This window comes from Cellulomonas chitinilytica (genome assembly GCF_016862675.1).
Classification (GTDB): Bacteria; Actinomycetota; Actinomycetes; order Actinomycetales; family Cellulomonadaceae; genus Cellulomonas; species Cellulomonas chitinilytica.
This window is the reverse complement of the sequence record NZ_BONK01000008.1, coordinates 187,581-199,379: the sequence shown is the minus strand read 5'-3', so window position 1 is coordinate 199,379 and position 11,799 is coordinate 187,581. Positions and strand designations below refer to the sequence as shown.

Sequence of the window (11,799 nt, the reverse complement as noted above, 5' to 3'; positions counted from 1 at the left end):
GGGACCGGGGGCTCAGGCCGGGGCGAACACCAGCGTCGGCCGCACTGCCGGCCCGCGCGTCTCGACGAGCGCGACGAGCTCGCCGTCCGGGGCGAGCGCCGCGACCGGGCCGGTGGGCGCGTCGACCACCGGGGCGATGGCCTGCCCGTAGGACAGCGCCCGCGCCTCGTCGGCGGTGAGGTCCCGGACGGGGAACGTCGCCCGCGCCGCGTCGGCGAGCGGCAGCACGGCCAGCGGCACGTCCTGCGGGGTCGCCGCGAGCTCGTCGAGCGTGCGCGCCCCCGCCAGCGCGTACCCACCGACGCGGGTACGCCGCAGCGCCGTGAGGTGCCCCCCGACGCCGAGGGCGGCACCGAGGTCGCGTGCGAGCGCCCGCACGTACGTGCCCGACGAGCACACGACGGTGACGTCGACGTCCACGACGGGCGTGCCCTCGGGGCCGTCGGCGCGGCGGAGCTCGCCGACGTCGAACCGCGACACCGTCACCTCGCGGGCCGCGAGCTCGACGGTCTCCCCCGCCCGGACCCGCGCGTAGGCCCGCTGCCCGTCGACCTTGATCGCCGAGACGGCGCTCGGCACCTGGGCGATCGTGCCCGTGAGCGCGGCCGCGGCGGCCTCGACGGCGGCCGGCGTGACAGCGGACGCGTCGACCACGTCGAGCGTCTCGCCCTCGGCGTCCTCCGTCGTCGTGGTGACCCCGAGCCGGATCGTCGCCGTGTACTCCTTGTCGGCGCCGACGACGTACGTGAGCAGCCGGGTGGCCCGCCCGATGCCGACGACGAGCACGCCGGTCGCCATCGGGTCGAGCGTGCCGGCGTGGCCGACCTTGCGGGTGCCCGCGAGGCGGCGCATCCGGGCGACGACGTCGTGGCTCGTCCAGCCCTGCGGCTTGTCGACGAGGACGACGCCGTCGGGCGCGGTGGGGCGGCGGGGCTGGTCGGACCGGGGCCGGTCGGTGCGGGCGCGGGGACCGCCCGTCACGCGTTGCGCTCCTCGATCGCCTCGATGGTGCACTTCACCAGCGCGTCCATGCCGGCGTCCTCGCCGGCGTGGTCCGCGGCGCCGACGGCGAGCAGCACGTTGATGAGCATGCCTTGCGCGACGAACCGGCGCGCCTCGTCCTCGTCCGCCCCGGAGGCGTCACGGAACAGCCGGAACGCCTCCCCGAGCGTGTGCCGGGCGATGCGGCCGACCTCCTCGTCGGTGCCCGCGATGAAGCCGTGCATGAGGAGCAGCAGGAGCTCGCGGTCGGTCAGGAGCCCGACGTAGGCGTCGCCCATGCGCCGCCCCGCGTCGGGCCCGGGCTCGACGGACCGGAGCGCGGTGAGCACCTGCGCGCTCGCCTGCCGGTAGGTCTCGACGAAGAGCTCGCGCTTCGACCCGAACAGGCGCACGACGTAGGGCTGTGACACCCCGGCGGCGCGGGCGACCTCGTCGGTGCTGGCGGTGTAGCCGCGTGCCGAGAAGACGGTGCGGGCGGCGGCGAGGATCTGGTCCCGCCGGGCGGCGCCGGTCATGCGCGGGGCCACGACGGGTTCGGCGACCACGTTCTGCTGCGACATGTTGACATGTTATCAGCCGATGCCTACGGTCGCTCTTGTTAGTAATCACTCAATGCCAACAAGGAGCCACCGTGACCATCGCGCCCTCCGCCCCACCCCGGTCCGCCGTCACCGACGCGCCCGGCCGGGTCCGGGCCCGCCGCACCGTGCCCGTCGCCGTGGCCCTCGTCGCCGCGTCGCTCCCGATGTTCATGGCGACGCTCGACAACCTCGTCATGACGACCGCCCTGCCCGTGCTGCGCACCGAGCTGTCCGCCTCGCTCGAGCAGCTCCAGTGGATGGTGAACGCCTACACGCTCTCCTTCGCGAGCCTGATGATCGCGGCCGCGACCCTCGGCGACAGGTTCGGCCGCCGCCGGGTGTTCGTCATCGGGATCACCGTGTTCGCCCTCGCGTCCATCGCGTCCGCGCTGTCCAGCAGCGCTGAGATGCTCATCGCCGCACGCGCCCTCCAAGGTGCGGGCGCCGCCGCCGTCATGCCCCTGTCGCTCACGCTGCTCGCCGGCGCCGTCCCCGCCGCCAGGCGCGCCATGGCCATCGGGATCTGGGGCGCCGTGTCCGGCCTCGGCGTCGCTCTCGGACCCGTCATCGGCGGCGCCGTCGTCGACGGCATCTCGTGGGAGGCCATCTTCTGGATCAACGTGCCCGTCGCGATCGTCGCGATCCCGCTCGTCCGGTGGGCGCTGCCCGAGTCGCACGGGCGCCGGCAGTCCCTCGACGTCCTCGGCCTCGTGCTCGCCGGCACCGGCGTCCTCTCGCTCGTCTGGGCCATCATCCGCGGCAACGACGACGGCTGGGGCTCGGCCCGCGTCGTGGGCGGCATGGCGCTCGGTCTGGCGCTGCTCGCCGGGTTCCTGCTGCGCGAGCAGCGCACCGACCACCCGCTCGTCCCCCTGCGCCTGTTCCGCGTCCGCTCGTTCAGCATCGCCAACGCCAGCGCGCTCGCGTTCTCCATCGGGGTGTTCGGCGTCGTGTTCCTGCTGTCCCAGTTCCTCCAGATCGGGCTCGGCTACACGCCGCTGGAGGCCGGCGTCCGGACCCTGCCCTGGACCGCCGCACCGATGCTCGTCGCCCCGGTCGCCGGCATGCTCGCCCCCCGCATCGGCGTCCGGCCGCTGCTCGCCTCCGGGCTCGCCCTCCAGGCGCTCGGCCTGGCGTGGCAGGGCCTGCTCGTCGGCCAGGGCGGCGTCGTGTACGTCGACCTCGTCCCCGGTCTCGCCATGGCCGGCATCGGCATGGGTCTGACGTTCGCCCCGTCCGCGACCGCGGTGCTCGCCGACATGGCACCCGACGACCACGGCACCGCGAGCTCCGTCAACGCGACCATCCGCGAGATCGGCGGAGCGCTCGGCATCGCCGTCCTGGTCGCGGTGTTCCAGGCCGCCGGCGGCACCCTCACGCCCGAGGGGTACGCGGCCGGGCTCGAGCCCGCGGCGTACGTCGCCGCAGCGATCGTGGGGCTCGGGGCGCTCGTCACGCTCTGGATGCCCCGATCGACCGGACGGGTGGTGCCGTCCACCACCGTCTGAGCCCGGGCACGACGGAGCCCCGAGGACCATCGCGGTCCTCGGGGCTCCGTCGTCGTCGTGCAGGGGCGAGCCCGGCCGGTCAGGCCTCGGCCGCGTCCTCCTCGTCCGGGTGCCGATACGGGTCGGCGTCGCCGGCGTACGACGCCTTCGACGCCAGCGCGGCGACCTCGGCGTCGCGGCGGGCGGCCTCGACGAGCGCGGCGTCGAGGTGAGCCGCCGTCTCGGGCACCGCGTCCAGGTGGAACGCGAGCGTCGGCGTCAGGCGGATGCCCGTCTGCTTGCCGACCTCGGACCGGATGATGCCCTTGGCGCTCTCCAGCGCCTTCGCGCTGTCCGTGCGGGCCTCGTCGTCGCCGTAGACCGTGTAGAACACGTCCGCGTGCTGCAGGTCGCCCGTCACGCGGACGTCCGTGACCGTGACGAACCCGAGGCGCGGGTCCTTGATGCGGGTGTCGAGCATCTGCGCGACGACCTGCTGGATGCGCTCCGACAGCTTGCGGGCGCGTGCGGTGTCAGCCATCTGAAACCGTCCTTCCTTCCGTGGTGACGCCGCGGGGCGGGCAAGGTCGATGCCTCACCCGCCCCGCGGTCAAGCCGTCCGGGATCAGGCGCGAGGCTTCTCGCGCATCTCCCACGTCTCGATGACGTCCTCGACCTGCAGGTCGTTGAACGACCCCAGACCGATACCGCACTCGAAGCCCTCGCGGACCTCGGTCGCGTCGTCCTTGAACCGCTTGAGCGACTCGATCGTGAGGTTGTCCCCCACGACCTTGCCACCACGCAGCACGCGCGCCTTCGTGTTCCGGCGGATGAGCCCGGAGCGCACGATCGAGCCCGCGATGTTGCCGAACTTCGAGGAGCGGAAGACCTCGCGGATCTCCGCGGAGCCGAGCTGCACCTCCTCGTACTCCGGCTTGAGCATGCCCTTGAGGGCCGCCTCGACGTCGTCGATCGCCTGGTAGATGACCGAGTAGAAGCGCACGTCGACGCCCTCGCGGTCCGCCAGCTCCTCGACGCGCTCCGCGTACTTGACGTTGAACCCGATGATGATGGCCGAGTCGACCGTCGCCAGGTTGACGTCGTTCTGCGTGATCGCACCGACGCCGCGGTGGATGACCCGCAGGTCGACCTCCTCGCCGACGTCGATCTTGAGCAGCGCGTCCTCGAGCGCCTCGACGGCACCCGACACGTCGCCCTTGAGGACCAGGTTGAGGGTCTCGACCTTGCCCTGCTGCAGCGCCTGCGTGAAGTCCTCGAGGCTGATGCGCTTGCGGCGCTTGGCCAGGAGGGCGGCACGCTCGGCGGCCTCGCGCTTCTCGGCGATCTGCCGCGCCGTGCGCTCCTCGGGAGCCACGAGCAGCGTGTCACCGGCGCTCGGCACCGACGCCAGGCCGAGGACCTGGACCGGACGGGCCGGGCCCGCCTCGGCGACGGCGTTGCCGTGCTCGTCGAACATCGCCCGGACGCGGCCGTGGGCCGTGCCCGCGACGATCGCGTCGCCGACGCGCAGCGTGCCCGACTGGACCAGCACCGTCGCGACGGCGCCGCGGCCCTTGTCGAGGTTCGCCTCGATGGCGACACCACGCGCGTCCTTGTCGGGGTTGGCCCGCAGGTCGAGCGCCGCGTCCGCCGTCAGGAGGACGGCCTCGAGGAGCTGGTCGATGCCCTGGTTCTGCTTCGCCGAGACGTCGACGAACATCGTGTCGCCGCCGTACTCCTCGGCCACCAGGTTGTACTCGGTGAGCTGCTGGCGGATCTTGGCGGGGTTGGCCCCCTCCTTGTCCACCTTGTTGACCGCGACCACGATCGGCACACCGGCCGCCTGGGCGTGGTTGAGCGCCTCGATCGTCTGGGGCATCACGCCGTCGTCCGCCGCGACCACGAGGATCGCGATGTCGGTGACCTGCGCACCACGGGCACGCATGGCGGTGAACGCCTCGTGACCCGGGGTGTCGATGAACGTGATGGCCCGGTCGACACCCTCGTGCTCGGCGCGCACCTGGTACGCACCGATGTGCTGCGTGATTCCGCCGGCCTCGCCCGCGACGACGTCCGTCTGGCGGATGGCGTCGAGGAGCTTGGTCTTGCCGTGGTCGACGTGACCCATGACGGTGACGACCGGCGGGCGCGCCTGCAGGTCGTCGTCGCCCTCGGCCTCGAGCTCGGCGTCCAGGTCGATGTCGAAGGCCCCGAGCAGCTCGCGGTCCTCCTCCTCGGCCGACACCATCTCGATGATGTAGCCGAGCTCGGCGGCCAGCGTGCCGAACGTGTCCTCGTCGAGCGACTGCGTCGCCGTGGCCATCTCACCGAGGTGGAACAGCACCGTGACGAGCGACGCCGGGTTCGCGTCGATCTTGTCGGCGAAGTCGTTCAGGGACGAGCCGTGCCGCAGACGGACGACCGTGGAGCCGTTGCCGCGGGGGACGCTGACGCCGCCGAGCGACGGCGCCTGCATCTGCTCGAACTCCTGACGCTTCGCACGCTTCGACTTGCGGCCACGGACGGGACGACCGCCCGCACGACCGAAGGCACCCTGCGTGCTGCCGCGACCGGCGCCACCCGGACGGCCACCGCCGCCACCGGGACGACCGGCGAAACCGCCGCCGCCACCGGGAGCGCCACCGGCGCCAGGAGCGCCGCCGCCACCGGGACGACCGCCGAAGCCGCCACGACCGCCGCCGGCACCACCGGGACGGCCGGCACCGGCCGGACGCTCACCGGGACGACCGACACCGCTCGAGGTGCGGCCCGGCATCATGCCGGGGTTGGGACGCGGCCCGCCGGGACGCGGACCACCCGGACGGGGACCGCCGGGACGGTCGCCGGCCGAGGCCGCCGGAGCGCCCTCGGGCGCGGGACGACGGTCGCCCGGACGCGGCATGCCCTGGGACGGCGCGAACGGGTTGTTCCCCGGACGCGGGCCACCGGGGCGCGGACCGCCCGGACGCTCGCCCTGGCGGGGCATGCCCTGTGACGGCGCGAACGGGTTGTTGCCCGGACGCGCGGCGGCGGGCCGCGGCGCGGGACGGGTGCCCGGTGCCGCCGGAGCCTGCGCGGCGGCCGGGGCCGGACGAGCAGGGGCCGGGCGTGCCGGTGCAGGTGCAGGTGCAGCCGGCGCCGGGGACGGCGCGGCAGGAGCAGGGGCAGCAGCAGCCGGGACCGCGACGGCCGGAGCCGGGGCGGGCGCCGGGGCAGCGGCCGGTGCGGGCACGGCAGCCGGCGCCGGTGCGGCGGCGGCAGGGGCCGCGGGTGCGGCCGGTGCAGGCGCGGGCCGGGCCGGCGCCTTCGGGGCGGGTGCCGCGGCGGAGGCGCCGCCACCCACGGGGTAGGTGTCGCGCAGCTTGCGCACGACGGGCGGCTCGATGGTCGAGCTCGCCGAGCGGACGAACTCACCGAGCTCGTTCAGCTTGGTCATGATGGTCTTGCTGTCGACCCCGAGCTCCTTGGCGAGCTCGTAGACGCGGACCTTGGCCACATCTCTCCCTGTCTCGGCCCGCCCGGACAGGGTCGGACCGTCGTTAGTACGGCGTACTCATCGCTGGGTACTCATCGGTGCGTGCTCATCGGGAAGCCATCGGCCCTAGACCCGCTTTCCGTCTCGACGATCTGTCTCGTCACCGGGAGGACCCGGTGACGCCGTGCTGTTCGTGCTTCTCATGCCCCTCGACGTACCGGCGGACCGCGTCCGTCCCGGGCTGACCCTGCGTCCGCAGGGCCCGCCCGAACGCACGTCGACGTTCGGCGAGCTCGAAGCATGTGATGTCGGGGTGCAGCCACGCTCCCCGTCCCGGCATCGAGCGGCGCTCGTCCACGACCAGCACGGGAGTCCCCGTGCCGTCCGCTGACACCACCACCCTCAGCAGGGCCGACCTCGGGCCGGCGACTCGGCACCCCACGCACGTGCGCACCGGACCCTGGGGACCCGACGTGCCTACTGACACGACAGGTCCGCTCGAGGGGTCGGGGGTGCGCCTTGACGGCGAGGAACGCCGGGCGTCCGGCCCAGCCGCCGCAAGTCTACCGCGTCGGGTCACCGCTCGGGACCGGACGTGTCCCCCGTCACGGGAGCCGGCTGCTCGAGGGCCCCGGTCGCGGCGCCGGGCTCGGCGTCGGTCTCGGCGTCGGAGCGGATGTCGATCCGCCATCCGGTGAGCTTCGCGGCGAGCCGGGCGTTCTGCCCCTCCTTGCCGATCGCGAGCGACAGCTGGTAGTCCGGCACCACCACGCGCGCGGCCCGGGCCTCCGGGTCCACGACCGTCACGGAGAGCACCCGCGCAGGCGAGAGCGCGTGCGCGACCATCTCCGCCGGGTCGTCGGCGTGGTCGACGATGTCGATCTTCTCGCCGTGCAGCTCCGCCATGACGGCACGCACGCGGCCGCCCATCGGGCCGATGCAGGCGCCCTTCGCGTTGACGCCCGGGACCGTCGCCCGGACCGCCATCTTGGTGCGGTGGCCGGCCTCGCGGGCGATCGCGGTGATCTCGACCGTGCCGTCGGCGACCTCGGGGACCTCGAGCGCGAACAGCTTGCGGACCAGGTTCGGGTGGGTACGGGACAGCGTCACCTGGGGGCCGCGAGGACCCCGGGCGACCTCCAGCACGTAGCCGCGGATGCGGTCCCCGTGCACGTACTCCTCGCCGGGCACCTGCTCGTGCGCGGGGAGGACGGCCTCCGTGCCGCCCACGTCGACCAGCACCGTGCGCGGGTCGCGCCCCTGCTGGATGACGCCACCGAGGACCTCGCCCTCCTTGCCGCGGAACTGGCCGAGCACCTGGTCGTCCTCGGCGTCGCGCAGCCGCTGGACGATGACCTGGCGCGCCGTCGCCGTCGCGATCCGGCCGAAGCCCGCGGGCGTGTCGTCGAACTCGGGCGTCTCGACGCCCGTGGCGTGGCCGTCCTCGTCGACCGGTGCGGGCTCGCGCGCCCACACGGTCACGTGCCCCGTGCGGCGGTCCACCTCGACCCGCGCCCGCTGCGAGGCACCAGGCGTCCGGTGGTACGCGGAGAGCAGGGCCTGCTCGATCGCGGAGACGAGCACGTCGAGGCTGATCTCCCGCTCCCGCTCGAGCAGCCGCAACGCCTGCATGTCGATGTCCATGTCAGCTCTCCTGTCCGGCAGAGCCGGCCTCGTCGTCGTCCACAGGTCCGTGCTCGTCGTCCACCGGACCGTGCTCGTCGTGCACCGGACCCAGACCGCTCAGGTCCACCTCGACCCGGCCGTCCCGCACACCCGCGAGCGGGACGTGCACGGGGTCGCCGAGCTTGGGGCGGCGACCCTTCTGGCCAGGGGTCACGGGGACCACCACGAGCGTCCCGCCGCCGCCGCCGTCGCCCTCGGGCTCGACGGCCGTGAGCCGACCGCCGAGCGTGCCACCGTCGAGCAGGCGGAGGGTCACGGTACGACCGACCGCACGCACGAAGTGGCGACGCTGGGTCAGGGGCCGGGACACCCCGGGGCTCGACACCTCGAGCGTGTACTCCCCCGCGACCACGTCCCGCGCGTCCAGCGCGTCGGAGACCGCTCGCGTGGCGTCCGCGACGCGGTCGAGGTCGAGCTCGCCCTCGTCGTCCTCGCCGAGGTCCACGACCACCCGGACGACGGACCGTGCACCGGCCCGCGTGACCGCGACGTCCTCGAGGACGAGCCCGGCCGAGACGACCGCGGGCTCGACGACCTCCCGGACCCGCTGCGCGGGTGCTGGCGCGACCATGTCCGTCTCCTGTCGGCTCGAGCGGGTCACGACGCTACGGACGGCTCGACCCTGTGATGTTGTGACGACCAGCCTAACGAGTCCGGCCGCGCCCGTCGGTCCACCGCCCTGCTCATGGCAGGATCGCGGGCGATGAACGACCCCCGCCACCCCCGTCAACGCCCCGCATCCACGCGGCTCGCGGCCTCCCGTGTGATCTTCGTCGTCCTCGCGTGCGCGGCCCTCGCCGGGTGCGGCGTGCGGCTCGAGACGCCTCCGCCGGCCGAGCCGTCGCCCGACGCCGTGGAGCAGGTGCGCGCGCGCACCGTCGACGACGCGCTGCAGCTCGAGGCCGACGCGACCGCGCTCCTGGCGGCCGCACCGCCCCAGCCCGTACAGGCCGTCCTCACGGACGTGGCGGCGTTCAGCACCCAGCACGCCGAGCAGCTCGGCGGCGAGTACGTCTCCGGCCTGCCGACGCCGACGGCGACGACCACGCCGTCCGCCCCGCCGGCGCCGACCGTCGAGGCGTTGCTCGCCGACCTGGCCGGCTCGTGGTCGACCGCGGCCACCGACGCCGACGCCGTGGCTGACGCCGACCTCGCCCGGCTCGTCGCCTCGGTCGCCGTCGCACGCAGCGAGCTCGCCGCACGCCTCTCGGCCGCGACGTCCCTGCCGGTGCCCCAGGAGACCGCCGACGACACGACCCCGGCACCCGCCCCCAGCCCGGCCGCGGACGGTCCGAGCGCCGCCGACCTCGACGCGCTCGCCCTCGTGCACGACCAGGCCGGGTTCGGGTTCGAGGTCGTCGCCGCCAAGCTGTCGGGCGACCAGCGGTCCGCCGCGACGGCGTCCGCGGACCAGCACCGGCGCGCGGGTGGCGACTGGGCACGGGCCGCCGGGTCCGCGGGCACGCCCCAGGACCCCCGACGGGCCGCGTACACGCTGCCGACGGGGATGGACGACCCCGCGGTCGCGCAGGGCACGGCCCGATCGCTCGAGACGAGCGTCGCCGACACCTACGCGACGGTCGTCGCGCGCGTCCCTGCGGGTAAGCGGGCACCGTACGTCGACGGGTTGCGCCGGGCGACGGTCGCGGCGCGTGCGTGGGGCGCGACGCCGGTCGCGTTCCCGGGCCTGCCCGAGCGGGCCCAGCCGGCCCCGGCCGGCTGAGACGGCCGGCTGACGACGTCAGCCGGCCGTCCGACGGACGGTCGCCTCAGTCGGCGAGGAGGTCGTCGACCAGCTCCGCGACGCGGTCCGGGGCCTCGGCGAGCGGCACCTGCTCGGCGGTGCCGCCGACCCGCGGCCGGACCTCGACGACGCCGTCGGCGAGCCCCCGCCCGACGACCACGACGAGCGGGACGCCGAACAGCTCCGCGTCGGCGAACTTCACACCGGGCGTCGCCTTCGGGCGGTCGTCGTACAGCACCTCGACGCCACGGCCCGCGAGCGTCGTCGCGATGGACTCGGCGGCCTCGAAGACGGCCGGGTCCTTGCCGGCGGCGACCACGTGCACGTGCGCGGGGGCGACGTGCGCGGGCCAGGCCAGGCCGCGCTCGTCGTGGTTCGCCTCGGCGAGCGCCGCGAGCACCCGCGTGACGCCGATGCCGTACGAGCCCATCGTGACGACCTGCGCCTTGCCGTTCTGGTCGAGCACGGTGAGGCCGAGCGCCTGCGCGTACTTGCGGCCGAGCTGGAAGATGTGGCCGATCTCGATGCCGCGCGCGAGCTCGAGCGGGCCCGAGCCGTCCGGCGCCGGGTCGCCGGCGCGCACCTCGGCGGCCTCGACCGTGCCGTCCGCGGTGAAGTCGCGGCCGGCGACGAGGTCGAACACGTGCCGGCCCGGCTGGTTCGCGCCGGTGATCCAGCGGGTGCCGGCGACGACGCGCGGGTCGAGCAGGTACCGCACGGCGGTCCGCTCGGCGCCCTCGGCGACCTCGACGTTGGGGCCGAGGACGCCGGGGCCGAGGTAGCCGCGGACGAGCTCGGGGTGCGCGGCGAAGTCGGCGTCGCCGGCCGGCTCGACCTCGGCGGGCGCGACGGACGCCTCGAGGCGCTTGAGGTCGACCTCGCGGTCGCCGGGCAGGCCGACGACGACGAGCTCGCGCTCACCGGTCGGCTGCACGAGCGCGAGCACGACGTTCTTCAGCGTGTCGGCCGCCGTCCACTCCCGGTCGGGGCGCGCGAACTTCGCGTTCGCGAGCGCGACGAGCGTGTCGATGGTCGGCGTGTCCGGGGTGTCCTCGACGTGGGCCGACGGCGCGTCGGACCAGTCGACGGCTGCGGGCGCGACCGTCGTGACGGCCTCGACGTTGGCGGCGTACCCGCCGGCCGAGCGGACGAACGTGTCCTCGCCGATCGGCGTCGGGGTGAGGAACTCCTCCGACCGCGAGCCGCCCATGGCCCCGGACGTCGCCGCGACGACGACGTACTCGAGGCCGAGCCGGTCGAAGATCCGCTGGTAGGCGGCCCGCTGCGCCGCGTACGACGCGTCGAGCCCGGCGTCGTCGACGTCGAACGAGTACGCGTCCTTCATGACGAACTCGCGGCCGCGGATCAGGCCGGCGCGCGGACGCGCCTCGTCGCGGTACTTCGTCTGGATCTGGAAGAGCTGGAGCGGCAGGTCCTTGTACGACGAGTACAGGTCCTTGACCAGGAGCGTGAACATCTCCTCGTGCGTCGGCGCGAGGAGGTAGTCGCCGCCCTTGCGGTCCTTGAGCCGGAAGATGTTCGGGCCGTACTCGCTCCAGCGGCCCGTCGACTCGTACGGCTCCTTGGGCAGCAGTGCCGGGAAGTGCACCTCCTGGGCGCCCGCGGCTGCCATCTCCTCGCGGACGACCTGCTCCACCTTCGCCAGCACCCGCAGGCCGAGCGGCAGCCAGGTGTAGATGCCGGGGGCGGCGCGACGGATGTAGCCCGCGCGCACGAGCAGCCGGTGGCTGGCGACCTCGGCGTCGACGGGGTCCTCACGCAGCGTGCGGACGAAGAGCGTGGACAGGCGCAGGAGCATGGGCC

Annotated in this window: 10 protein-coding genes; 2 read left to right on the top strand and 8 right to left on the bottom strand. The window is 74.4% G+C overall.

Annotated elements, in window-relative coordinates; all coding sequences use genetic code 11:
• Window positions 1-12 precede the first annotated feature (12 nt).
• Complete coding sequence (gene truB / locus Cch01nite_RS13045; protein WP_203755098.1) at window positions 13-981, bottom strand: tRNA pseudouridine(55) synthase TruB; 969 nt, start codon at window positions 979-981, stop codon at window positions 13-15.
• Window positions 978-1,562 (bottom strand): TetR/AcrR family transcriptional regulator, encoded by a 585-nt coding sequence (locus tag Cch01nite_RS13040; protein ID WP_239070459.1) that lies wholly within the window; start codon window positions 1,560-1,562, stop codon window positions 978-980. The genes truB and Cch01nite_RS13040 overlap by 4 nt, the downstream gene beginning before the upstream one ends.
• A gap of 71 nt (window positions 1,563-1,633) precedes the next feature.
• Here Cch01nite_RS13040 and Cch01nite_RS13035 point away from each other — a divergent pair, with 71 nt between their 5' ends.
• Window positions 1,634-3,091 carry an MFS transporter gene (locus tag Cch01nite_RS13035; protein WP_239070455.1) on the top strand — a complete coding sequence of 486 codons (1,458 nt, stop codon included), beginning with the start codon at window positions 1,634-1,636 and terminating at the stop codon, window positions 3,089-3,091.
• 79 nt (window positions 3,092-3,170) lie between these two features.
• Here the strand turns inward: Cch01nite_RS13035 and rbfA are convergent, their stop codons facing one another.
• The 5 genes from rbfA to rimP all read right to left on the bottom strand — a co-directional run bounded on the left by rbfA (window position 3,171) and on the right by rimP (window position 8,802).
• Window positions 3,171-3,611, bottom strand: coding sequence for a 30S ribosome-binding factor RbfA (gene rbfA, locus Cch01nite_RS13030; protein WP_203755096.1), 441 nt, complete (start codon window positions 3,609-3,611; stop codon window positions 3,171-3,173).
• 84 nt (window positions 3,612-3,695) lie between these two features.
• A complete protein-coding gene (gene infB, locus Cch01nite_RS13025) occupies window positions 3,696-6,566 on the bottom strand; it encodes a translation initiation factor IF-2 (protein ID WP_203755094.1) in 2,871 nt (956 codons plus the stop codon).
• Between the two features lie 139 nt (window positions 6,567-6,705).
• The gene (locus Cch01nite_RS23050; protein ID WP_203755092.1) at window positions 6,706-7,236 is read right to left on the bottom strand and encodes a YlxR family protein; all 531 of its coding nucleotides are present in this window, start codon (window positions 7,234-7,236) and stop codon (window positions 6,706-6,708) included.
• A complete protein-coding gene (nusA, locus tag Cch01nite_RS13015) occupies window positions 7,122-8,189 on the bottom strand; it encodes a transcription termination factor NusA (protein ID WP_203755089.1) in 1,068 nt (355 codons plus the stop codon). Before nusA ends, Cch01nite_RS23050 begins: the two co-directional genes overlap by 115 nt.
• 1 nt (window position 8,190) lies before the next feature.
• Entirely contained in the window at window positions 8,191-8,802 is a 612-nt protein-coding gene (gene rimP / locus Cch01nite_RS13010; protein WP_203755086.1) for a ribosome maturation factor RimP, read from the bottom strand.
• Window positions 8,803-8,934: 132 nt separating this feature from the next.
• Between rimP and Cch01nite_RS13005 the strand changes: the two genes are divergently transcribed.
• On the top strand, window positions 8,935-9,954 hold the full coding sequence (locus Cch01nite_RS13005) for a DUF4439 domain-containing protein (RefSeq protein WP_203755083.1): 1,020 nt from the start codon (window positions 8,935-8,937) through the stop codon (window positions 9,952-9,954).
• A gap of 46 nt (window positions 9,955-10,000) precedes the next feature.
• On the opposite strand, the gene Cch01nite_RS13000 is transcribed toward Cch01nite_RS13005, so the two are convergent.
• The gene (locus Cch01nite_RS13000; protein ID WP_203755080.1) at window positions 10,001-11,794 is read right to left on the bottom strand and encodes a proline--tRNA ligase; all 1,794 of its coding nucleotides are present in this window, start codon (window positions 11,792-11,794) and stop codon (window positions 10,001-10,003) included.
• Between the last annotated feature and the right edge of the window lie 5 nt (window positions 11,795-11,799).